General features: G+C 47.0%; 15 protein-coding genes, 16 tRNA genes, 2 rRNA genes, 1 pseudogene and 1 riboswitch. Of the genes and pseudogenes, 2 read left to right on the top strand and 32 right to left on the bottom strand.

The window, feature by feature from the left end:
- Nucleotides 1-18: 18 nt before the first annotated feature.
- From U2H13_RS04685 to U2H13_RS04670, 4 genes are all read right to left on the bottom strand, one after another.
- Nucleotides 19-852 (bottom strand): ABC transporter permease, encoded by an 834-nt coding sequence (locus U2H13_RS04685; protein ID WP_014417257.1) that lies wholly within the window; start codon nt 850-852, stop codon nt 19-21.
- Nucleotides 852-1,841 (bottom strand): aliphatic sulfonate ABC transporter substrate-binding protein, encoded by a 990-nt coding sequence (locus U2H13_RS04680; RefSeq protein WP_014417256.1) that lies wholly within the window; start codon nt 1,839-1,841, stop codon nt 852-854. Before U2H13_RS04680 ends, U2H13_RS04685 begins: the two co-directional genes overlap by 1 nt.
- Nucleotides 1,842-1,856: 15 nt before the next feature.
- Nucleotides 1,857-2,624 carry an ABC transporter ATP-binding protein gene (locus U2H13_RS04675; RefSeq protein WP_014417255.1) on the bottom strand — a complete coding sequence of 256 codons (768 nt, stop codon included), beginning with the start codon at nt 2,622-2,624 and terminating at the stop codon, nt 1,857-1,859.
- 222 nt (nt 2,625-2,846) lie between these two features.
- Nucleotides 2,847-3,782, bottom strand: coding sequence for an amidohydrolase family protein (locus U2H13_RS04670; RefSeq protein ID WP_014417254.1), 936 nt, complete (start codon nt 3,780-3,782; stop codon nt 2,847-2,849).
- 256 nt (nt 3,783-4,038) lie between these two features.
- On the opposite strand from U2H13_RS04670, the gene katA reads away from it, so the two are divergent.
- A complete protein-coding gene (gene katA, locus U2H13_RS04665; protein WP_003155420.1) occupies nt 4,039-5,484 on the top strand; it encodes a catalase KatA in 1,446 nt (481 codons plus the stop codon).
- 71 nt (nt 5,485-5,555) lie between these two features.
- Here the strand turns inward: katA and U2H13_RS04660 are convergent, their stop codons facing one another.
- The 6 genes from U2H13_RS04660 to U2H13_RS04635 form a co-directional block, all read right to left on the bottom strand.
- Nucleotides 5,556-6,521: an ABC transporter ATP-binding protein gene (locus U2H13_RS04660; RefSeq protein WP_014417253.1), complete on the bottom strand. Its 966-nt coding sequence runs from the start codon at nt 6,519-6,521 to the stop codon at nt 5,556-5,558.
- Complete coding sequence (locus U2H13_RS04655) at nt 6,514-7,500, bottom strand: ABC transporter ATP-binding protein (protein WP_014417252.1); 987 nt, start codon at nt 7,498-7,500, stop codon at nt 6,514-6,516. Before U2H13_RS04655 ends, U2H13_RS04660 begins: the two co-directional genes overlap by 8 nt.
- Complete coding sequence (opp4C, locus tag U2H13_RS04650) at nt 7,497-8,402, bottom strand: oligopeptide ABC transporter permease (protein WP_017417311.1); 906 nt, start codon at nt 8,400-8,402, stop codon at nt 7,497-7,499. The genes U2H13_RS04655 and opp4C overlap by 4 nt, the downstream gene beginning before the upstream one ends.
- A 12-nt stretch (nt 8,403-8,414) precedes the next feature.
- Complete coding sequence (locus U2H13_RS04645; protein WP_014417250.1) at nt 8,415-9,371, bottom strand: ABC transporter permease; 957 nt, start codon at nt 9,369-9,371, stop codon at nt 8,415-8,417.
- Between the two features lie 67 nt (nt 9,372-9,438).
- On the bottom strand, nt 9,439-11,160 hold the full coding sequence (locus U2H13_RS04640; protein ID WP_014417249.1) for an ABC transporter substrate-binding protein: 1,722 nt from the start codon (nt 11,158-11,160) through the stop codon (nt 9,439-9,441).
- A 2-nt stretch (nt 11,161-11,162) separates the two neighbouring features.
- Nucleotides 11,163-11,342 (bottom strand): FbpB family small basic protein, encoded by a 180-nt coding sequence (locus U2H13_RS04635; protein ID WP_003155431.1) that lies wholly within the window; start codon nt 11,340-11,342, stop codon nt 11,163-11,165.
- A 259-nt stretch (nt 11,343-11,601) separates the two neighbouring features.
- Here U2H13_RS04635 and U2H13_RS04630 point away from each other — a divergent pair, with 259 nt between their 5' ends.
- Nucleotides 11,602-12,957, top strand: coding sequence for an FAD-binding oxidoreductase (locus U2H13_RS04630; RefSeq protein ID WP_376700698.1), 1,356 nt, complete (start codon nt 11,602-11,604; stop codon nt 12,955-12,957).
- Nucleotides 12,958-12,997: 40 nt separating this feature from the next.
- On the opposite strand, the gene thiC is transcribed toward U2H13_RS04630, so the two are convergent.
- From thiC to U2H13_RS04520, 22 genes and pseudogenes are all read right to left on the bottom strand, one after another.
- Nucleotides 12,998-14,770 carry a phosphomethylpyrimidine synthase ThiC gene (gene thiC, locus U2H13_RS04625; RefSeq protein ID WP_376700696.1) on the bottom strand — a complete coding sequence of 591 codons (1,773 nt, stop codon included), beginning with the start codon at nt 14,768-14,770 and terminating at the stop codon, nt 12,998-13,000.
- Between the two features lie 121 nt (nt 14,771-14,891).
- A riboswitch (TPP riboswitch) is annotated at nt 14,892-15,002 on the bottom strand.
- A 49-nt stretch (nt 15,003-15,051) separates the two neighbouring features.
- The gene (locus U2H13_RS04620) at nt 15,052-15,750 is read right to left on the bottom strand and encodes a peptidase E (protein ID WP_128496520.1); all 699 of its coding nucleotides are present in this window, start codon (nt 15,748-15,750) and stop codon (nt 15,052-15,054) included.
- A gap of 84 nt (nt 15,751-15,834) precedes the next feature.
- Nucleotides 15,835-16,131, bottom strand: a pseudogene (locus tag U2H13_RS04615) (Na+/H+ antiporter NhaC family protein); the annotation flags it as partial.
- 320 nt (nt 16,132-16,451) lie between these two features.
- Complete coding sequence (locus tag U2H13_RS04610; RefSeq protein WP_053285094.1) at nt 16,452-18,299, bottom strand: AIPR family protein; 1,848 nt, start codon at nt 18,297-18,299, stop codon at nt 16,452-16,454.
- Nucleotides 18,300-18,842: 543 nt separating this feature from the next.
- Nucleotides 18,843-18,924 (bottom strand) — tRNA-Leu (locus tag U2H13_RS04605).
- Nucleotides 18,925-19,169: 245 nt separating this feature from the next.
- A tRNA-Leu gene (locus tag U2H13_RS04600) sits at nt 19,170-19,258 on the bottom strand.
- 7 nt (nt 19,259-19,265) lie between these two features.
- A tRNA-Cys gene (locus U2H13_RS04595) sits at nt 19,266-19,336 on the bottom strand.
- Between the two features lie 6 nt (nt 19,337-19,342).
- A tRNA-Gly gene (locus U2H13_RS04590) sits at nt 19,343-19,417 on the bottom strand.
- A gap of 53 nt (nt 19,418-19,470) precedes the next feature.
- Nucleotides 19,471-19,542: transfer RNA gene (locus tag U2H13_RS04585), tRNA-Gln, on the bottom strand.
- A gap of 9 nt (nt 19,543-19,551) precedes the next feature.
- Nucleotides 19,552-19,627 (bottom strand) — tRNA-His (locus U2H13_RS04580).
- A gap of 29 nt (nt 19,628-19,656) precedes the next feature.
- Nucleotides 19,657-19,730, bottom strand: a tRNA-Trp gene (locus tag U2H13_RS04575).
- 10 nt (nt 19,731-19,740) lie between these two features.
- Nucleotides 19,741-19,825 (bottom strand) — tRNA-Tyr (locus U2H13_RS04570).
- An 11-nt stretch (nt 19,826-19,836) separates the two neighbouring features.
- A tRNA-Thr gene (locus U2H13_RS04565) sits at nt 19,837-19,909 on the bottom strand.
- A gap of 3 nt (nt 19,910-19,912) precedes the next feature.
- Nucleotides 19,913-19,988: transfer RNA gene (locus tag U2H13_RS04560), tRNA-Phe, on the bottom strand.
- Nucleotides 19,989-19,998: 10 nt separating this feature from the next.
- A tRNA-Asp gene (locus tag U2H13_RS04555) sits at nt 19,999-20,075 on the bottom strand.
- A 10-nt stretch (nt 20,076-20,085) separates the two neighbouring features.
- Nucleotides 20,086-20,162 (bottom strand) — tRNA-Met (locus U2H13_RS04550).
- Between the two features lie 7 nt (nt 20,163-20,169).
- A tRNA-Val gene (locus U2H13_RS04545) sits at nt 20,170-20,245 on the bottom strand.
- Between the two features lie 10 nt (nt 20,246-20,255).
- Nucleotides 20,256-20,327 (bottom strand) — tRNA-Glu (locus U2H13_RS04540).
- A gap of 36 nt (nt 20,328-20,363) precedes the next feature.
- Nucleotides 20,364-20,454, bottom strand: a tRNA-Ser gene (locus tag U2H13_RS04535).
- Nucleotides 20,455-20,459: 5 nt separating this feature from the next.
- Nucleotides 20,460-20,534 (bottom strand) — tRNA-Asn (locus U2H13_RS04530).
- Between the two features lie 9 nt (nt 20,535-20,543).
- Nucleotides 20,544-20,659, bottom strand: a 5S ribosomal RNA gene (gene rrf / locus U2H13_RS04525).
- Nucleotides 20,660-20,762: 103 nt separating this feature from the next.
- Nucleotides 20,763-23,692: ribosomal RNA gene (locus tag U2H13_RS04520) — 23S ribosomal RNA — on the bottom strand.
- Nucleotides 23,693-23,710: the final 18 nt, after the last annotated feature.

The raw sequence follows: 23,710 nt of genomic DNA, 5'->3' as shown, positions 1-23,710 counted from the left end.
CTCTCCTTTTTTAATAGGTTACCCTTCATAACTGTTCCGCCATTTTAATAGTTTCCGTTCGAGCATTCTGACCAATGCATCTGTCAGCTTGCCGACAGCCGCAAAAATGATAATGCCGACAAACACCTTATTTGTCTGTGAAAATTGTCTGGCATCCATAATCATATAACCGACGCCTTCGCTCGAGCCCATCAGTTCCGCCACCACAAGACCGAGCCACGCAATGCCCAGAGAGAGCCTGATGCCGAGCAGGATATTCGGCAGAGATGCCGGAAGAATTAATTTCGCCATCTGCTGATACCAGCTAAATTCCAGCACCCGCGCGACGTCAAACAGCTTCGCGTCCACACTGCGGATTCCGAGAAACGTATTAATGTACACGGGGAAAAAAGCCCCCAATGCGATCAGCAGAATTTTTGATGTCTCATCAAATCCGAACCACAAAATGAACAGAGGAGTCACGGCCAAGTGCGGAACCGTTCTGAGCATTTGCAGAGACGGATCAAGATATGCTTCCGTCCGCTTTGAGAAACCGACCAGCAGCCCGAAAACAAGTCCGAGGCCCGCGCCAAGCAGAAATCCGGCAGCCGCCCGGTATAAGCTGATCTCTAAATGACCCCAAAGCTCACCTGAAAGAAGAAGTTCCTGAAACGTCTGCAAGATGACGACAGGCGACGGGAGCACCGTGGCCGAGACGATACCCAGACTTGCGATAAACTGCCATACTGCGATGACCGCAGCCGGGAGTACAACCCCCTTCATCCATTGGTATGAATACTTCCGGGATCTTGCCAGAGCTTTCTTTTCTGATTGGCTTATTGCGCCGGCAGCCGTTGATGCTTCTGCTTTCATTACTTGCCATCCCCCGTTTCAAGCGCTTTTTTAATAAATGAATTGTCGACAACGTCTTTTACATGAATTTTCTTATGAATCGCTTTTGTTTGATATTGAAAATCAGCGGTTTCCTGCTGGGCTTTGACAATATCATCATTGATCGGTTCATTGAGAGGCTCAGTATTGTTAAGCACGTTTCTGACGACTTTCGGATCAAGATGTTTGATTTTCGCATATAAGGAGACAGCTTCATCTTTGTGTTCCTTTTGCCATGTAACTGCTTTATTGAACACTTTCAGAAAACGGACAACCTCATCCGGGTGTTCTTTGGAAAATCCCGTTCTGACTAACGTGAAACCGGGAGAATATAAATCTGTGCTTTCTCCGTTCGCCAATATTTCCGCCCCGTGCTGCAGCGTTTCAATCGACAAATACGGCTCCCAAATGGACCATGCGTCAACTGATTTGTTTTCAAAAGCGGAAACCGCCTCATCAGGCTGAAGCTGGATGATGGTGACGTCATCGGCGGAAAGCCCCGCTTTATCTAAAGCTTTATAGAGAAAATCAAAGCCGCTGCTGCCTTTGGCTACGGCGATTTTTTTACCTTTCAATTCTTTCAGGCTCTGAATCCCGCTGCCCTTGTTTACGAGAATACCGTTTGCCTTTAACCCGTCCTGAGACAGCCCGATCTCTTTAAAATCAATTCCAGCCGCCTGACCGGAAATGACCGGTGAATTGCCGACCTGGGAAAAATCAAGCTTATCGGCGGCAAGACCTTCAAATTGCGGAGGACCGCTTTGGAATTCGACCCATTTTACTTTTATTCCGTCTTTTTTGAAGGCCTCTTCAAACCAGCCTTTTTCCTTGGCAATGAGAAGCGGGCTTAAACTCTGCTGGATGCCGATCCGGATTTCTTTCACCGTTTTCCTGCTCCCTCCTGTCCCGTCTGCACTGCATCCGGCTGACATCATGACTGCTGCGGCTAAAAGAATGATGATTTTTTTCACTTCGCTTCGTCCCTTCTATATCCCGGACCCATCCGCAAACCGGAGGTCTTCCGTTTTCTCAAACTCAGAAAGCACCTTCTGCCGGACAGCCTGAAAATCCGCTGACGTCCGATTGCGCGGATGCGGAAGCTGAATCGGCATCAGACTGTGCAGCCGGCCGGGCTTTGCCCTGAGGATCGCCAGCTTATCGCCTAAATAGACGGATTCATCAATATCATGCGTGACCAGAATCATCGTCGTTTTTTTCTCGCGCCATATATCAAGCAGCACATCCTGTAAATGTTTTCTCGTAAAAGCGTCAAGCGCCCCGAACGGTTCATCTAAAAGCAGCACCTCCGGCTCGCGCAAAAGGGCTCGGGCGATGGCAACCCGCTGCGACATGCCGCCGGATAATTCGCGCGGATAAGCGTTCTCCGCTCCCTGCAGCCTGACAACCTCAATCAGATCATCCACTTTTTTCCGAACGGCCGGGTCGTTCATATTGAGATCGGCAGCGATGTTTTGTTTTACCGTCAGCCAGGGAAACAGCCGGTGCTCCTGAAAGATAAATCCCTGCCGGATGCCCGGTCCCGACACATTGCGGCCGTTTATTGTGACAGAGCCTTTATAATCGGTATCAAGACCGGCAATCAATTTTAAAAGCGTGCTTTTGCCGCATCCGCTCGGCCCGATGACAGTCAAAAATTCTCCCGAAGCAATTGACAGCTCAATATCATTCAGCACCGGTGTTTTCCGGCCTTCATGCTCAAAAGCTTTTTCTTGTATGCTGATGGTTACAGCCATCTGTCTTCCCCTCTCTTTCTGCCGCGTGCGATCGAAAAACAAAAAGGCCCCCATCTCCGATTGCTTGCAGAGATGGGAGCCTTCGGCGGTCCGATCGGCAACCCGTTTGTTTTTAAATTTGAATATCATGTTAATTCAAATTATTCCGACTTGTCAACTATTTTTTATAAGGATTAAAATACGCTCTCCGGCATAACCCTGCCAGAGAGCGCATCGGCTGTATCACGTGTTTACTTCCTTTTCTTGCCGGGCGATTTTCAATAATGTTCGCGCATTGTTGCCGAATATGTTTTCTATATCTTCTTCCCGCATATTGATTTCCCGGCAGGTTCTCACCTGCTCCTGAAGATATCTGTATACATATCCTCTCGGAAATCCGTTCGAATCCGTCCCGAAGATGATCCGTTCAGCACCGATTAATTCAGATGTCTTTCGAAACAGAATTTCCAAATCAAGCGGGTACGGCATCCACCTCATCCACTGATTTGAGCCGGACGTATCAATATACACATTCGGGCAGCTCCAGCACAGCTGAAGCAGTTCCTGATAATATCCGGCGCCGAAATGCGGAATGATGAACGGGATATCAGCATACTCTCTCGCGACGCGATAGATGGAGAGCGGGTTGATGTTGCGATGGCTGACAATACCCCCCGCTCTCCCTAAAAGCCCGAAGTGAATTAATACAGGCAGCTTTTTGTCAGCCAGATACGTCCACAGCTTTTTCAGCGACGGATCATGAAAATCGATGTCTGTCAGCGGTCCGAACAGTTTATATCCTTTCAGACCGAGCTCTTCTACCGCTCTTTTCAGCTCTTCATACGCATTCTCCCGCTCCAAAGGATGATATGCAAATCCGGTAAATCTCGCGGGATTGGCTTGAATAAACGCCGCCATCCGGTCATTGCTCTCTGCTGTTAAAAAATTCAGCACGTCAATGCCGTACTTATCTAATTCATTCTCCCATCTTGTCATCAAAGCGATTTCGCCGTCATCCCCATCAACATCATGCGGATCAGGAAAATCCCAAGTCAGATTCATTCTTTCTGACCGCTCCCGGTTGTAATCGGAAAATGTCTTATCGTTTTTGCCGAAATAAAGGCTGTACGGCAGATGACCGTGAATATCGACAGGTTTAAAATGCTGCCGGAAAAGCATACAATCGCCGCCTCCCTTACCGCCTGACAATAAAAAAGGCCCTTATCCAGTGAAGAATAAGAGCCTCTTGTGTCCAAGTCAGCGGTTTCTATTTTTTCTCATCTTAAACCCATTATTCCCGTCAGTCAAGTAGGCTTTCAAATCCAAACCCTTTTTTTCGATAATAAAAATAATTATTTTATAATCATTATAAAATAATATTGACTTTTTACTGATAGGTGATATTATGTTTTTATAAATCTAAAGAGGTGATCACATGAGTTCAAATAAATTGACAACCAGCTGGGGCGCTCCTGTCGGAGATAACCAAAACTCAATGACGGCCGGCGATCGCGGTCCTGCTTTAATACAAGACGTCCATCTGCTTGAGAAATTGGCGCACTTTAACAGAGAACGCGTTCCGGAGCGTGTCGTTCACGCAAAAGGCGCGGGCGCACACGGTTATTTTGAAGTCACAAATGACGTTACAAAATATACAAAAGCCGCATTTCTGTCAGAAGTCGGTAAACGCACGCCGCTCTTCATCCGTTTCTCAACCGTTGCGGGCGAACTGGGCTCTAGTGACACAGTGCGCGACCCGCGCGGATTTGCCGTTAAGTTTTATACAGAAGAAGGAAACTACGACATCGTCGGAAACAATACACCCGTGTTCTTCATCCGCGATGCCATCAAGTTCCCTGACTTTATCCATACACAAAAAAGAGATCCGAGAACACATCTGAAAAACCCGACGGCCGTTTGGGATTTCTGGTCTCTGTCACCGGAATCCCTGCACCAGGTAACCATTCTGATGTCAGACCGGGGCATTCCGGCGACTCTTCGCCATATGCACGGATTCGGAAGCCATACATTTAAATGGACAAATGATAAAGGTGAAGGCGTCTGGATTAAATATCACTTTAAAACAGAGCAAGGCGTGAAAAACCTTGATGTTAATACAGCCGCAAAAATCGCGGGCGAAAATCCCGATTACCATACGGAAGATTTGTTCAATGCGATTGAAAACGGCGATTTCCCCGCATGGAAATTATATGTTCAAATCATGCCGTTAGAAGACGCAAACACATATCGCTTTGATCCGTTTGACGTCACAAAAGTATGGTCTCAAAAAGACTATCCGCTCATTGAAGTCGGCCGCATGGTTCTGAACCGCAATCCGGAAAATTACTTTGCGGAAGTAGAACAGGCGACGTTCTCTCCCGGCACATTAGTCCCCGGCGTCGACGTCTCACCTGACAAAATGCTTCAAGGCCGGTTGTTCGCATACCATGACGCGCATCGCTACCGTGTCGGCGCGAACCATCAGGCGCTGCCGATCAACCGTTCCCGCAATGAAGTGAAAAACTATCAGCGTGACGGACAAATGCGTTTTGATGATAACGGCGGCCGCTCCGTCTATTACGAGCCGAACAGCTTCGGCGGCCCGAAAGAGTCACCTGAAGATAAACAGGCGGCATATCCTGTATCAGGTTTCGCTGACAGTGTAAGCTATAACCATCATGATCATTACACACAAGCCGGCGACCTGTACCGCCTGATGAGCGAGGAAGAGCGCGCGCGCCTTGTCGCCAATATCGTCAGTGCGATGAAACCTGTGGAAAAAGAAGAAATTAAGCTGCGCCAGATCGGCCACTTCTACAAGGCTGATCCTGAATACGGCAGACGCGTTGCCGAAGGACTCGGACTGCCATCACCAAAATAGCATCAAAAAACCTGCCGGTCTGCCCGGCAGGTTTTTCCTGTTTATTATCAATAAAATCGTTTTTTTCTCAATTACACGAAGTGGCATGCCGCAAAATGATGAAGCCCTTTTTCTGACAGCGCCGGACTTTTCTCAGCACATATCTTCTTGGCTGCCGGGCATCTCGTTCGGAATTTACAGCCTGAAGGCGGATCAGAGGGGCTCGGTATATCACCCTTTAAAATTATCCGCTCCCTTTTCGCTCCGGGATCAGGAACAGGCACGGCTGATAACAGCGCTTTCGTATAAGGGTGAAGCGGCCGTGAAAAGAGCTCCTCCTTTGACGCGTATTCCACAATCGTCCCTAAATACATAATGGCGACCTTCGTACATAAGTGCTCCACCACGCTTAAATCATGAGAAATGAACAAATATGACAGCCCGTGCTGTTTTTGAAGGCTGCTGAACAAATTGATCATCTGCGCCTGGATGGAGACATCTAACGCCGCCACAGGTTCATCCATAATGATAAATTGCGGCTTAAGCGCCATCGCTCTTGCAATCACGATCCGCTGCCGCTGCCCTCCGGAAAATTCATGCGGATATCGGTCGATAAAGTTTGCGGAAAGCCCGCAGGCTTCAAGAACCTCCGCCGCTTTATCACGCGCATTCCGCTTCACCGCCAATTGATGCTCGATCATCGCTTCACCGATGGCTTCTCCGATCCGGCGCCGGGGATTTAAAGAACTGAACGGATCTTGAAAGATGAGCTGCGCTTCTGATCTGAAAGTTTTGAGCTCGCGCCGGCTCATCCGAAACACATCACGCCCCTGAAAAAACACCTCTCCCCCTGTTTTCTCATGAAGCCTCAAAATGGTCTTGCCGATTGATGACTTTCCGCTGCCCGATTCTCCCGCTAAGCCGAACACTTCTCCTTTTCCTATCGTAAAACTGACACCGTCGACCGCTTTTACGGGATTTTTGCGGGTCTTTCTCATCCCCCCATGTTCCTCGTAATATTTTTTCAGCCCCTTGACCTCCAGCAACGCATCACTCATCTGCTTTCTCCTCTCTGTAAAGCCAGCACGCCGCCTGATGTCCCTTCCCGAATTCAGTAAAATGCGGGCTCGATCTCCGGCATATTTCCGTGCTGTGTTCACATCGCTCCGCAAAATAACAAGACGATCCCGACAGGTCCGCAAGCTCGGGGACCTGCCCCTGAATGGTGTACAGCATCTCCCTTCTTTGACCGATAACCGGCTTGGCCGCGAGCAGCCCTTTCGTATACGGATGCTTCGGATCAGAAAACAGCTTTGCAACCGGTCCTTCCTCCACAATTTTTCCCGCATACATGACAATCACATAATCAGCCATTTCAGCAACCACGCCCAGGTCATGTGTAATGAATAAAATAGACGTGCGAAATTGCTTTTTCATATCCCGCAATAAATCCAATATCTGCGCCTGAATGGTTACGTCAAGCGCTGTCGTCGGCTCGTCGGCAATGATCAGTTTCGGATCGCAGCTTAGCGCGACAGCCGTCATGATGCGCTGCAGCATGCCGCCGCTCAGCTCATGAGGATATCGGTGCATAACCTGCTCGGCATGCGGGATCTCCACTAACGTGATCAGTTCAACGGCCTTCCGCCATGCTTCTTTCTTACTCAGCAACAAATGTTCGCGAATCGGTTCGGCCAGCTGCTCACCGATTGTAAACACCGGATTCAAAGATGTCATCGGTTCCTGAAATATCATCCCGATTTCGCTGCCGCGGATTTTCTGCATGTCTTTTGGTTTCAATTCCAACAGGTTCCGTCCGGAAAAATGCACCGCTCCCCGTTCGATTCTCCCCGTCTCGGGAAGAAGCTGCATAATGGACAATGACGCCATGCTTTTCCCGCAGCCGGACTCCCCTACAATACAAACCGTTTCCTCCTCATGTATCGTAAAGCTGACATCGTCCACAGCCTTTACCGCCCCCTCCTCTGTATAAAAAGCCGTTTCCAAATGCCTTACTTCTAAAAGCGGTTTTTTCATTTCACTTTCACCTGCCGTTTTACCTTAGGATCAAAAGCGTCTCTTAAACCGTCTCCAAGCAGATGAATCGCCACAACGGTCAGAAAAATGGCCGTTCCCGGCGGAATCCACAGCCACGGGCGGAGTGTAAAATCCATAAAATGATTCGCCGCTTCCATCATGTTTCCCCAAGAAGGTGTGGGCGGAGCAACGCCAAGTCCGAGAAAACTCAGCGCCGATTCACTCAGCATCGCTCCCGCCACATGCAAAGTCGCCGCTACCAGTAATAACGGCAATGTATTGGGAAGCAAATGATAGAGGATTTTCCGTTTATCACTAAGCCCCAAAACTTCCGCGGCCATCATAAACGGCTGCTCCTTCAGCGACAAAATCTGTCCGCGTACAAGCCGCGCCAAACCGGGCCATCCGATCAGGCTTAACATCATCATAATCAGGTACATTCTGTATTCAGAAGGCACTTTCCACTCCGACATCACCGCAGCCAAAATCAAAAGCAGCGGCAGGCCCGGGATGGACATGAGCATATCAGCGATGCGCATAATGATCATATCTGCGGCTCCCCGATAAAATCCGGCCGCAGCCCCGAGTAAAGAACCGATGACAAGCGACATCACCATTGAAGCAAGCCCCACGGTCAGAGAAATCTGCCCCGCCAGCATCAGCCTCGTCAGCACATCTCTCCCGTACTGGTCGGTTCCCAGCCAATGATGGATTCCCGGCTGCTGATTGGCATTTGAAATATCCGTCCGATCTGTTATGTACGGAGAAAAAGACGGCCCGATAAAGCACAATAAAAACATAAAACATAAGAAAAGAAGACTGATGACCGTCAGCTTATGCTGCAGCAGGCGGCGGTACGTCTGCTTCCAAAGAGAAGGCGGCACCCCTTTTTGTTTTTTCATTCCGAACACCCCCTATTTCAGCCTGACCCGCGGATCAACCGCGGCATAAGCGATATCCGCCAAGAAGTTCCCCACAATCGTTAAACAAGACAAAAACAAGGTAAACGCCATCAAAACCGGATAATCACGATAATGCACAGATTCCAGCTGAATACGTCCGACACCCGGCCACCCGAAAATCTGTTCAATAATGATAGCTCCGGAAAACAGTCCCGGCAGTTCAAAAGCAAGCAGGGTGATGGCCGGAATGAGCGCGTTTTTCAACGCATGTTTCCAGATGACGGTGCGCTCTTTCAATCCCTTCGCTCTCGCCGTTCTGATATAATCCTGTCTGATCACGTCCAGCATGCCGGAGCGGAAATACCTTGTCAGCGAGCCGATGCCGAGCATAGATAAAATCACGACCGGAAGAATCATATGTCTGGCGGCTTCAAGCACGTACGAAAAACCTGTACTCGTGCTTCCGGTATCAATCATCCCGCCGACGGGCAATAATTTCAAATCCACCCCAAACCACTTAATAAACAGAAGGCTGATAAAAAAAGACGGGAACGCCATGGAAGCAAACACAAGAAACGTCACGATCCCGTCAAACCATGAGTATTTCCTGACAGCGGATATGACACCCGTTATCATCGCGGCTGACCATGTGACAAGCAACGCCAAAAACGCGACAAAAAACGAATTCCAGACATATTTCCGAAGCAGTGACAGGACGTTCTCCTGATATTTCAAAGAAAACCCAAAATCTCCGCTGAGCACATTACCGAGCCACGTCACATAGCGCTGCCAAATCGGCTGATCCAGCCCGTAAAGCGCTTTTAACTCCTTCGCTCTTTCAGGAGTCAGGTTTACATTGGAATCAATATAGTCGCCCGGCAGCATGGCGAATAAGAAAAAAATAATAAAAGACGTACCGAATAAGATCACAAGCATTTGAATGAATCGTTCTGCGGCATACCGTTTCACAAAAAGCCCCTCCTTTCCGCTGAAAGGGCAAAATCCCCAGGATGCACCGGGTTTTTGCCCAACCGTTCTATTGAATTGAGACATTTGAGAGACTTGAACTGATTCCAGAATAATTGTCAGGCTCAAGCCCTTTTATTTTTCCGCTGACCGCCCTTGCGCTCTGACGGTAATGAATCAGAATGTAAGGCGGGTTTTCCCCGAGCTCCCGGTACAGCTGGTGATAAATCTCTTTTCTTTTGCTGATATCAAGCGTGCCGGCTCCTTTCTCTATCAGCCGGTCCGCTTTCGGATTGGAATATCCCGTTACATTATTGGGATGGCCGGAAGCCAGCTTTTCCACCGTGTCATTCGGATCAAGAATCTGCGAGGTGGAAACGGCGGCAAGGTCGTATTGTTTGTCATTTATTTTCGCTACTTCTGTATTAAAATCCATGACTTCCGGTTTTAATGAGATTCCGATGTCCGCGTAATTTTCTTTCGCGATCGGGATGAAATCATCATCCGCTTTAGACGTGTAATAGCTGATTTCAAGCTTTTTGCCGTTTTTTTCACGTACACCGTCTTTGCCCGTTTTCCAGCCTGCATCATCGAGAAGCTTTTTGGCTTTTTCAGGGTTAAACGCGTACCGATTGACACCTTTGTCATCATAAGCCCACGAAACCGGAGACACCGGAACATTCGCGACCTCTCCGTAGCGTTTAAAGCGGACATCGACGATTTTTTGACGGTCAAGTCCGTAAATAAGCGCCTGGGACACTTTCTTATCTTGAAAAGGCGGACGCTTGTGATTGACGTACACAAGCCCGTAATCATTCACGACAGATACGCTTATATTAGCAAAACCGAGACTTTTTAAATGCTGAACCGTATCATCATCAGGTGAGAAAGAAGCGTAATCAAGGTTACCCGTTTCAAACAGCTGAAGAGAAGTTGACGGATCGATAATTTTATAAATCAGCTTTTCGGTTTTCGGTTTTCCGGCATAATAGTGTTCATTAGCCTGATAGCGTATTTCCTGTCCCGGAAGGTATTCTGTAAATTGATAAGGTCCCGCTCCGAGCGGTTTGGCATAAAGCTCTTTTAAATAGTCCAGTTTGCCGAATTGATATTTCTTCCCGTAGTAGGCTTCTGACAGCACCTGCCCTCCCAAAAGAAGCAGCGACTTCGCACTGACTTTCTCAGTCGTAATTTGAATGGTTCTGTCATCAAGGACGCGTATGCCCTCTATCGTCTTTGCCTTTCCTTCTTTGTAAGCCTTACCGCCTTTAATATAGGCCGTGGTGATATCTTCATAGCCCGCGTATGCAGGATCATGCAGCAGTGTTAAAGTGAATGCGGCATCCTTTGCAGTCAGCGGTGAACCGTCGCTGAAAACGAGATTTTTTCTTAAACGGAACGTGTATGTAAGCTGATCTTTGGAAATTTTCCAGCTTTCCGCAAGAGCCGGGGCAGGCTTCCCCGTTTTATCCAGTTTGACTAACGGTTCAAAAATAGGATCTGTCGCATTTCCGTCCCAGCCGTTTTCGTAAAAGTACGGCAGAAACACGCCGCCCGGCGCGGAAATCCCAGCAACAAAAGTGTCAGTTCTGGCTTTCGATTTAGCGGGAATCGCCGCCGGATGAGAAGCTTTAAATTCCTTTGTCTTGACATGGGCAATACGTGTTTCTTCCTTTTTATCAGCCGCAGATGACGGTTCTTCTCCGGCACTCCCTAACGCGCACCCTGATAACATGATGGATACCGACAGCGCAAGTACCGTTGTTTTTATCCTCCATTTTCTCTCCTTCATCTTTATCGAACCCCCGCATGCTTTTCATCTATCTTTATATAAATCTGCTCCATCTGTTCCTCATTTCTCATAATCTCCCGTTTGTTTTTCTCTACAAGCAGTTCGAAATTCAATGTGTGTTTTCTGTACTTTTTTCGTTTTTTGCTCTTTTTGCGCACATGTGATACCTTTTTTAACGCCACTTTTCATCCCTCCGCTTTTCATTTCATTCAATGACTTTCACGCAAAAAAGGCCCTTATCTGTTTAAAAGATAAGAGCCTTCGGTGATCCGATCAGCCATCGTTTGGAAATATGTAATGATTATGTTAATTCATACAATCCCTACCTGTCAACTATAATTTAAAATATCGTTTCCTTCCGGGGGTTTTCTTCATACACTCTCTCATTTTTCCGCATATGCTAGAAAACATAGCAGAGTACAAGTGAAAGTGAGTGAGAATGTGGAAAAGACAACATTGACCGGTCGCATCGTCAAAAAAGATGACCCGGACTATAATACTGCAAGAACCAATATCAATTTAAGCCTGCAAAGATATCCAGACATCATTGTGTTTTGTCAAAATAAACATGACGCCCTCAATGCGCTGAGATGGGCGCGTGAGAACAATGTGCCTTTCCGTATCAGAGGCGGAAGACACAGCTACGAAAATTTTTCCCTGTTAAATAACGGACTAGTCATTGATCTCAGTGAAATGAAGAAAATAAGAGTAAATGAGGATACACGGCTGGTCTCGATTGAAGCGGGAGCCGAATTGGGAGAAGTCTACCGGACACTCTGGCGGTACGGCTTGACCCTTCCGGCGGGAACCATTGCGAATGTGGGAATCACGGGGCTGACGCTCGGGGGAGGAATCGGATATTTAACAAGGACAGCCGGACTTACTTGCGATCGTCTCCTCCAGCTCGAAATGATCATAGCGGACGAAAAAGCGGGTGCTGACTTGGTCACAGTCAACCGTTCAAAGCACTCTGATCTATTTTGGGCGTCTCAGGGAGGAGGGGGAGGCAACTTCGGCATTGTCACATCCATGATGTTTAAAGCCGTGCCGATCTCGTGCGTGTCTGTTTTTTCTGTCACTTGGGGCTGGGATGATTTTGAGGAAGTATTTAACACGTGGCAGCGCTGGGCTCCATTTACAGACAACCGGCTTACCTCATCCATTCAGTTTTGGCCTAAGGAAGTCAACCGCATAGAAGCGCTCGGTCAATTTACCGGGACAAAGGATGAGCTGAAAGAACTGCTGGCTCCGTTAATGAAAGCGGGAAAACCGGCAAGCGGCATGGTCAAGACAGTGCCATTTATTAAAGCGGCAGCCTTTTTTAACAGCCCGGGAGGCAATCAGCCGCAAAAGATGAAGCGGTCAGGATCCTTTATTGAAAAATCATTATCTTCACGCGCGATTTCCACTTTAAAGCGCTATTTAGAGCACGCTCCGAACGAAAACGCCAGTGTCTGGCAGCAGTCTCTCGGCGGGGCGGCCGGACGGATCGCTCCGGACCAAACGGCATTCTACTATCGCAACGCAATCATTGCCCAAGAATATATTACAACTTGGACATCTGCTGAAGAAGAAAGACAAAATGTCCGCTGGATCGAAGGACTGAGAACGTCCCTATCAAGAGAAACGATGGGAGATTACGTGAATTGGCCTGATAGAGAAATCAGAAACTGGCTGCAAACATATTACGGAGAAAATGTTCACCGCCTCCGTCAAGTCAAAACGAAATACGATCCGGAAAATATATTCCGATTTGAGCAGAGCATTCCGCCGCTTCGCCGTTCACCGTTTTTCTAAAAAAGATGAAGATGGGCAAACTCCATCTTCATCTTTTCTTTTATTGATATAAGCGGCTTCCCTTCTCCGCAAACTCTTTTGCTTTTTCTTTCAGCCCTTCATTGACGGCCTCGTCTTCAGTAAGTCCGTTTTCCTTCGCATAATCACGAATATCCTGAGAAATTCTCATGCTGCAGAACTTCGGACCGCACATCGAACAGAAGTGAGCCGTTTTTGCGCCTTCAGCCGGCAGCGTTTCATCATGATATTCCATTGCTCTTTCAGGATCAAGCGACAAATGAAATTGATCACGCCACCGGAATTCAAACCGCGCCTTAGACAGGGCATCGTCACGGATCTGTGCACCCGGATGCCCTTTAGCAAGGTCTGCGGCATGTGCCGCGATTTTGTACGTAATGACGCCTTCTCTTACATCATCACGATTCGGCAGCCCCAAATGCTCCTTCGGCGTGACATAGCAAAGCATCGCCGTCCCGTACCAGCCGATCATCGCCGCGCCGATTGCTGAAGTAATGTGGTCATAACCCGGAGCGATATCCGTCGTTAATGGCCCGAGCGTGTAAAAAGGCGCCTCTTTACAAATTTCCAGCTGCTTGTCCATGTTTTCCTTAATTTTATGCATCGGCACATGACCCGGTCCTTCGATCATCACTTGCACATCGTGCTTCCACGCGATCCCCGTCAATTCTCCGAGAGTCTCCAATTCCGCAAACTGCGCCTCATCATTGGCATCCGCAATCGAACCGGGGCGAAGCCCGTCACCAAGTGAAAAAGCGATATCATAGGTCTTCATGATTTCACAAATTTCTTCAAAATGCGTGTACAGAAAGCTTTCCTGATGATGAGCCAGGCACCATTGCGCCATAATCGCCCCGCCGCGGGATACGATTCCCGTCGTGCGTTTGGCCGTTAACGGGACGTAACGAAGCAGTACGCCGGCATGGATGGTAAAATAATCCACACCCTGCTCCGCCTGCTCAATCAATGTGTCACGATAAATGTCCCACGTTAAATCCTCGGCAATGCCATTAACTTTTTCAAGCGCCTGATAAATCGGCACCGTCCCCACAGGCACGGGACAGTTGCGGATAATCCATTCACGCGTCGTATGAATGTCTTTTCCCGTGGATAAGTCCATCATCGTATCGGCGCCCCAGCGAATCGCCCACGTCATTTTTTCGACTTCTTCTTCGATAGAAGATGTAACAGCCGAGTTGCCGATATTTGCATTAATTTTCACATGAAAATTCCGGCCGATAATCATCGGCTCGCTTTCCGGGTGGTTGACATTAGAAGGAATAATCGCCCGTCCGCTCGCCACCTCTTCCCTGACAAATTCGGGAGACACATGCTCACGTATTGCGATAAACTCCATTTCCGGCGTAATGATGCCTCTTCTCGCATAATGCAATTGTGTTACATTTTTCCCCGGCTTGGCCCGAAGCGGTTTCCGCTGTAGGCCGGGGTATTCGGCGGCACGGCCCTCTTTTTTATAACCGTTGTCTTCAGGCTTCACGGTCCGGCCGTTATATTCCTCTACATCTCCGCGCCCGGTAATCCACTTTGTGCGGAGCGCCCCCAGCCCTTCATGAATATCAATTTGTACATCCGGGTCTGTATACGGCCCGCTCGTATCATAAACACGGACCGGCGCATTCTCCTCTTCCCCGAATGCCCCCGTAGTCGCACTCAGGCTGATTTCCCGCATCGGCACTCGTATATCGGGCGAAGAACCTTCTGCATAAACCTTTTTACTGCCGGAAAAACTCGACATAATGGAAATGTTCGCTTGCTGTACTGATTGATTTTGCATACAAATCTCTCCTTTATCATTTGAATAACAGAACCAAGCTCAGCACCAGCACAAAAAAACCGGGTTCAAAGAAGAACCCGGTTTTGCAGTCAGAAAGAAACTATTATTGTTTTCTTCAACAATAATAAAACCTTTACTTCCCCACGCTGGTACGAACCAGATCAGGTCCAAAGGGTTAAGAAGCCGCCGCTTCTCTCTCAGCCCGCTCAGACGGGCACCCCCAGTAACTATTGATTTCGCTCTCATCGTAACATAAGTTGTGTACAAAAAAAAGCATATTATCAAAATTCAGATAATTGGACAGTCATAAGCTCTATTTCTCGAACGCCTTCTTCGGTATTAAAAACCCGATAACCCTTTGCGGTTTCCCGGGAAGAGACAGCCCGGAACAGCTGACCGTCTTTATAATGAAGCGCAGCGCCGTCATCAGCGGCATAGCCCTCCCTGAGTTTCTTTTCTGAAATCAGACGGTGATACACCGGCCGGCGCTCCGCTTCTCCGTCATAGTGCGGACAAAAGCTGCCCGGCAAAAATCCTAAAGCTCTTAACTCTCTCAAATCTCCAGCTGAATCCGTCAATCCTTCTTCATACCAGCAAATCGCCCCGGCGCTGAGACCCGCCAACATGATGCCGTTTTCCCAAGCCTCACGAAGAATAAGGTCAAGCCCCCACTCTTTCCATAATACAAGCATATTGCGCGTATTTCCGCCGCCGACATATATAATATCTTTCTTCATGAGAAAGGATCTGAGATCAGAACCCGGTGGTTTAAACAGCGTCAAGTGATCCGGCTCACACCGCAGCTTTTGAAAGGCCTGATAAAACCTGCCGATATAATTCTCCGAATCTCCGCTTGCCGTCGGCAAAAAACAAACTTTCGGCTTTGACCGCGCCGACTGCTCTAAAATATACTGATCCAGCACAAGATGATCCGGCTCCATGGAAAAGCCTCCGCCGCCCATTGCAATAATCTGCTTCACGTCATCACCTCTTTTTTTCTCTAGTATAACAGCTCATAAAAAGGCGTTATCCCATTTTCGGATAACGCCTTCAAAAAGTATTTGTTATCTGAAAAATGAAAACGCACCGTATAACACAACGGAGATCCCTGCGGCGATAAGCGCCGGAACAAGCTTCGAACGGGCATACTTCACAACATCGATCCCCAACACCGTACAGGTTGTCACCGTATTATCACTGAGAGGAGAAGCAAACGCTCCAAATGTTCCGCTCGCAAACACAGCCCCGATCGCTAATAATAAGCTGGTATGTGACTGAACCGCCAGCGTTACGCCGAGCGGCATTAATAGCCCCCAAGTTCCCTAAGATGAACTGATATAACAGGATATAACCGGCCGCAGACTTATCATTTTTCACAAGCTTTGGAGGATATTTTCATACAACAAAAAAAGCTTCTACATATGTAGAACCCTTTTTATACCGGTGCCGGGGTCGAACCGGCACTCCAGAAGGAACACGATTTTGAGTCAAAAAAGTTCCTTCTGGAGCTAATATTATTATCGTTAATTTCCAGGTGTATTAAGTAATTCTGCAGATAATTGAAGTCTAGAATAATTTAATAATTTTGTATTAACACGACTTATACTTAATTAACCTATATCCTTCAGAGATTAATAAAGAATATTTTCGTGCGTTATGTTACAGGGACAATGTTGTAACGTCAGATATTTTTTGAAATTATTTCCTTTATCTCTTCATAAACTTCAATATTCTCAAATTCTAAATCATCTAGATTATGATAAATTTTTCTTTCAAGGATAATCCAGAAGGTGCTTCCTTTTTTCATTTTATTTTGTACGAAACCTCTTAAGTTATCTCCTATTGCTTCTTCAATTGAAAAATCTTTAAAGAATGACCTAAGCGTTCTATTAGTAATCAGTAACAATTGCTTATTAAGGTTCTGATTATTAAAGATATCTTTAAAAACTTCAACATTTATTTTGTCGGCAGAATCGTATTCCTTATCTGCATGTTTATTGACCATTTCTGTAATTAGTAAATAATATGTTGCAATAAAAAGGAATGCTGAATTAACTCTAAAGTCATTTGATCCACTCTTATATTTTAGTTCTTCTTTAGCATACATTAAAATTAAATAAGGAAAGAGAAAATGTTCTAAAGGTAGACCTTTAGTTTCTTCATTCATTATATCTTTCCACCTACTACCTACTGGAGTCAATTCGTTAGCTCGCCCATAAGCTACATTCGGCATTAGTTTTATAGCAGCTGTAAAAGATTGAATTACTTCTTTCGCAGGCAGAACGTATTTTTTCTTTCTATTAACACTTCCAAGCAAATAATTATAACTATCATTACCTCTATAGGACTCTTGTTCTTTTCGATCTAAAGTTATGAATGCCCCTCTTTGTATTTCATAAAAATAACCCAAATTTTTCATTCGATCTTTTAAGCCATTTTGAAATCTGTCTAAAGCATAAAAATCCAGCCCTCTAACAGCATTTTGGCTATTTGTGTACCTTGTAATATTGTCTCTTAACTCTTTCTTTTGAGATTCCTCAGCACTTCGTTTAGTTTTAATCACTTTCACAAGCAAGTGTCCATTGGATTCTAAAGCAGAGAGTTCTTTATTGGTCTTGTGCTTATAGAAATCCCCCAGAGTTTTGGCAGTTTGGCACCCATTAACTATTTGCGGTGCTTTCATTACTAAACTCCCCATAGTCTCATAGTACTCATCACAAACCACAGTAACCCCATTATTGTAATACCAAAAGTTCTCAGGTTCATTTCTTATAGTATCTTTAATACCTTTGTTAATTTTAGTACTCTTTAGATAGTTTCTTATATTTGAATGGAAGAGAAGGTTTTCACCTTCGTTAACAAATTGAGAAAAGTCTTTAACTCTTACTTTTGCTACAGTCGTTTCAAAAGTAGAGAAATTCTCTTCTATATTCAACCTGAATGTTTTTTCACGAAAGTCTTTTGGTAACAGTCCCTTTTTTATTTCTATACTTTCCTGAATATCATCTAAATCATGTAAGAAGAAATTTAAATTCTTAAATTCCATACTAAGATGTTTTAAGTTGGATTTTATTTGCACTCTTTCCCAATCACTTATATGGTTGTTCGTAATATAGTAACAATTTATAGTCTCATCATTCTGATATGACTCTCTAACATTTTTACATGCTTCTTTTACAGAATCTCTTTCTGTAGTTGGTTCTTCTATACATACTCGTTGGCAATCAGCTATAAATCTTTGTGTGGAGTCAATATTGTGGGATGTCTTATACTTACTTTGTAATAAGTGAACTTCACCGTTATATTCAAAAACAGCATCTAAACCGTTATCAAACTTCCCACCTATTTCTTTAGCTTCTGCTACTTCGTCTTCTCTTAACTCGAATATATTATAAAGTATCCACTCACAAAAACTGTCCCCGACACTTACGGAGTCATTACTGCTACGTTCAGTAAGATACTCTTCTATAGATTCTTCAATTTGATTTTGTAAAATTTGGTCGTATTTGTTCTTTTTTCCTACACTCACACTCATCTCTCCTTAGGTATTAACTTCACAGGATAATTTTAACACTAAATCTTTTGAAAAAGCACGTAAAACCCTTAAAGAGAGTATTGATAGTAATTATCCTGTTCCCTTTATAATTCTTCATGTACAGTATTACATTTCCCTTTGCGTGGTCAGGAGTAAAGTTGTACAGATTTAATAGTTGAGTATCTATTCTTTGATCCTCTTAAGTTTACCAGAAAAGCACTAAATTCATTCGTATATTATTTTATAGTAGTCTTAAATTTCGCAACTCACAGTTTATTGACTCCTGAAATGATTCTATATATGACTTTGTTTCGCTTTCTAGGATAGTCAATCCCTTTTCAACTAAGGTGTTTTCTAGCCATCATGACAATTCCCCTTTCTCTGTGAAAACGATTAGTGCACACGATTTGAAATTATATTATCGTGTAAATAAAGGCCATTAAAACAAGAAAAAACGCCTTCCTACATTATTGTAGAAAGACGTTAAAAACGTTGATATTACTTAATTTTTCTGTAATTGACGTTTTATAAAATTAATACCGGTGGCCGGGGTCGAACCGGCACTCCAGAAGGAACACGATTTTGAGTCGTGCGCGTCTGCCAATTCCGCCACACCGGCATGTAATGCGTCGTGTTCAACCGACATATATAAATATAACATGTATTTCATAAAACGTCAACGGTTTTAGCAAAGTTTTTTAAATGGTAATGCAGTATATACGATACAAGCAAAAAGCTTATATTGATAGTCATTACGTTTTTATTATATAAAAAGAGTGATCTGCAATATGCAAATCACTCTCATATATGTTTTATAATGTGAAAATTGATGACCAATTTAACATAGTTCGTTCAAAGTTAAATTGGTGCCGAGGGCCGGACTTGAACCGGCACGGTAGTCACCTACCGCAGGATTTTAAGTCCTGTGTGTCTGCCAATTCCACCACCCCGGCAATAGAAAGGCGACACCCGGATTCGAACCGGGGATAAAGGTTTTGCAGACCTCTGCCTTACCACTTGGCTATGCCGCCGTAATTTGGAGCGGAAGACGGGATTCGAACCCGCGACCCCCACCTTGGCAAGGTGATGTTCTACCACTGAACTACTTCCGCAACATGTAAAAGAACTTAATACATCTTATGCTGTTGTTTTTTAAAAAATGCAACTGGGCTAGCTGGATTCGAACCAACGCATGACGGAGTCAAAGTCCGTTGCCTTACCGCTTGGCTATAGCCCAATGATAATATGGGGCGATTGATGGGAATCGAACCCACGAGTGCCAGAGCCACAATCTGGTGCGTTAACCACTTCGCCACAACCGCCATAATCTGAAGATGAATAAATAATATAATGGCAGGGGCAGTAGGAATCGAACCCACACCGGAGGTTTTGGAGACCTCTGTTCTACCGTTAAACTATGCCCCTATTTATAAAATGGTGGAGGGGGGCAGATTCGAACTGCCGAACCCTGAGGGAGCGGATTTACAGTCCGCCGCGTTTAGCCACTTCGCTACCCCTCCATCATTTAGAGTGCCGGCCAGAGGACTTGAACCCCCAACCTACTGATTACAAGTCAGTTGCTCTACCAATTGAGCTAGACCGGCAAATGGTGGCTCGGGACGGAATCGAACCGCCGACACACGGATTTTCAGTCCGTTGCTCTACCAACTGAGCTACCGAGCCTTTTTATAAATGGCGGTCCGGACGGGACTCGAACCCGCGACCTCCTGCGTGACAGGCAGGCATTCTAACCAACTGAACTACCGGACCATTTAATTTTTGGTTGCGGGGGCAGGATTTGAACCTGCGACCTTCGGGTTATGAGCCCGACGAGCTACCGAACTGCTCCACCCCGCGATAATAATGGTGGAGGATGACGGGCTCGAACCGCCGACCCTCTGCTTGTAAGGCAGATGCTCTCCCAGCTGAGCTAATCCTCCATCATATAAGTGACCCGTACGGGATTCGAACCCGTGTTACCGCCGTGAAAGGGCGGTGTCTTAACCGCTTGACCAACGGGCCCTGGTATTTTTTCGTTTGTTATGTATTAATAATTAGTGGCGGAGAGCAAGGGATTCGAACCCTTGAGACGGGGTTACCGCCTACACGATTTCCAATCGTGCTCCTTCGGCCACTCGGACAGCTCTCCATAAATGGCTCCGCAGGTAGGATTCGAACCTACGACCGATCGGTTAACAGCCGATAGCTCTACCACTGAGCTACTGCGGAATGAAGTCTGCCTGGCGATGTCCTACTCTCACAGGGGGAAACCCCCGACTACCATCGGCGCTGAAGAGCTTAACTTCCGTGTTCGGCATGGGAACGGGTGTGACCTCTTCGCCATCATCACCAGACGTTTTAGTGACATGTATTATTATACTATGTATTTCAGAAAAAGCAAGAGTTTTTTTGAAAAAAATTCTCTCAAAACTAGATAACAGTAAGCATACATTCAAATTGGTTAAGTCCTCGATCGATTAGTATCTGTCAGCTCCATGTGTCGCCACACTTCCACCTCAGACCTATCAACCTGATCATCTTTCAGGGATCTTACTTCCTTGCGGAATGGGAAATCTCATCTTGAGGGGGGCTTCATGCTTAGATGCTTTCAGCACTTATCCCGTCCGCACATAGCTACCCAGCGATGCCCTTGGCAGAACAACTGGTACACCAGCGGTGCGTCCATCCCGGTCCTCTCGTACTAAGGACAGCTCCTCTCAAATTTCCTGCGCCCGCGACGGATAGGGACCGAACTGTCTCACGACGTTCTGAACCCAGCTCGCGTACCGCTTTAATGGGCGAACAGCCCAACCCTTGGGACCGACTACAGCCCCAGGATGCGATGAGCCGACATCGAGGTGCCAAACCTCCCCGTCGATGTGGACTCTTGGGGGAGATAAGCCTGTTATCCCCGGGGTAGCTTTTATCCGTTGAGCGATGGCCCTTCCATGCGGAACCACCGGATCACTAAGCCCGACTTTCGTCCCTGCTCGACTTGTAGGTCTCGCAGTCAAGCTCCCTTGTGCCTTTACACTCTGCGAATGATTTCCAACCATTCTGAGGGAACCTTTGGGCGCCTCCGTTACCTTTTAGGAGGCGACCGCCCCAGTCAAACTGCCCACCTGACACTGTCTCCCCGCCCGATAAGGGCGGCGGGTTAGAAGGTCAATACAGCCAGGGTAGTATCCCACCGATGCCTCCACCGAAGCTGGCGCTCCGGTTTCCAAGGCTCCTACCTATCCTGTACAAGCTGTACCAACATTCAATATCAGGCTGCAGTAAAGCTCCACGGGGTCTTTCCGTCCTGTCGCGGGTAACCTGCATCTTCACAGGTACTATAATTTCACCGAGTCTCTCGTTGAGACAGTGCCCAGATCGTTGCGCCTTTCGTGCGGGTCGGAACTTACCCGACAAGGAATTTCGCTACCTTAGGACCGTTATAGTTACGGCCGCCGTTTACTGGGGCTTCAATTCGCACCTTCGCTTACGCTAAGCGCTCCTCTTAACCTTCCAGCACCGGGCAGGCGTCAGCCCCTATACTTCGCCTTACGGCTTCGCAGAGACCTGTGTTTTTGCTAAACAGTCGCCTGGGCCTATTCACTGCGGCTCTCTCGGGCTTGCACCCTAACAGAGCACCCCTTCTCCCGAAGTTACGGGGTCATTTTGCCGAGTTCCTTAACGAGAGTTCTCTCGATCACCTTAGGATTCTCTCCTCGCCTACCTGTGTCGGTTTGCGGTACGGGCACCTCTCACCTCGCTAGAGGCTTTTCTTGGCAGTGTGGAATCAGGAACTTCGCTACTATAATTCGCTCGCCATCACAGCTCAGCCTTCACGGGAAACGGATTTGCCTATTTCCCAGCCTAACTGCTTGGACGCGGATATCCAATACCGCGCTTACCCTATCCTCCTGCGTCCCCCCATTGCTCAAATGGTGAGGAGGTGGTACAGGAATATCAACCTGTTATCCATCGCCTACGCCTTTCGGCCTCGGCTTAGGTCCCGACTAACCCTGAGCGGACGAGCCTTCCTCAGGAAACCTTAGGCATTCGGTGGAGGGGATTCTCACCCCTCTTTCGCTACTCATACCGGCATTCTCACTTCTAAGCGCTCCACAAGTCCTTCCGGTCTTGCTTCACAGCCCTTAGAACGCTCTCCTACCACTGTTCGAAGAACAGTCCGCAGCTTCGGTGATACGTTTAGCCCCGGTACATTTTCGGCGCAGAGTCACTCGACCAGTGAGCTATTACGCACTCTTTAAATGGTGGCTGCTTCTAAGCCAACATCCTGGTTGTCTAAGCAACTCCACATCCTTTTCCACTTAACGTATACTTTGGGACCTTAGCTGGCGGTCTGGGCTGTTTCCCTTTCGACTACGGATCTTATCACTCGCAGTCTGACTCCCAAGGATAAGTCATCGGCATTCGGAGTTTGACTGAATTCGGTAACCCGGTAGGGGCCCCTAGTCCAATCAGTGCTCTACCTCCGAGACTCTTACCTTGAGGCTAGCCCTAAAGCTATTTCGGAGAGAACCAGCTATCTCCAGGTTCGATTGGCATTTCACCCCTACCCACACCTCATCCCCGCACTTTTCAACGTGCGTGGGTTCGGGCCTCCATTCAGTGTTACCTGAACTTCACCCTGGACATGGGTAGATCACCTGGTTTCGGGTCTACGACCACGTACTCAATTCGCCCTATTCAGACTCGCTTTCGCTGCGGCTCCGCATCTTCTGCTTAACCTTGCACGGGATCGTAACTCGCCGGTTCATTCTACAAAAGGCACGCCATCACCCGTTAACGGGCTCTGACTACTTGTAGGCACACGGTTTCAGGATCTCTTTCACTCCCCTTCCGGGGTGCTTTTCACCTTTCCCTCACGGTACTGGTTCACTATCGGTCACTAGGGAGTATTTAGCCTTGGGAGATGGTCCTCCCGGATTCCGACGGAATTTCACGTGTTCCGCCGTACTCAGGATCCACTCAGGAGAGAACGAAGTTTTGACTACAGGGCTGTTACCTCCTATGGCGGGCCTTTCCAGACCTCTTCATCTACCTCGTTCCTTTGTAACTCCGTACAGAGTGTCCTACAACCCCAAGAGGCAAGCCTCTTGGTTTGGGCTGATCCCGTTTCGCTCGCCGCTACTCAGGGAATCGCATTTGCTTTCTCTTCCTCCGGGTACTTAGATGTTTCAGTTCCCCGGGTCTGCCTTCTCATATCCTATGTATTCAGATATGGATACCACTCCATTACGAGTGGTGGGTTTCCCCATTCGGAAATCTCCGGATCAAAGCTTGCTTACAGCTCCCCGAAGCATATCGGTGTTCGTCCCGTCCTTCATCGGCTCCTAGTGCCAAGGCATCCACCGTGCGCCCTTTCTAACTTAACCGTTAAAAAGAATCACTAC

The sequence above is a fragment of the Bacillus sp. A1 genome, assembly GCF_042296235.1.
GTDB classification, from domain to species: Bacteria; Bacillota; Bacilli; order Bacillales; family Bacillaceae; genus Bacillus; species Bacillus velezensis.
Note: the sequence above shows the minus strand (reverse complement) of the source record. Positions and strands in the feature narration are given on the sequence as shown.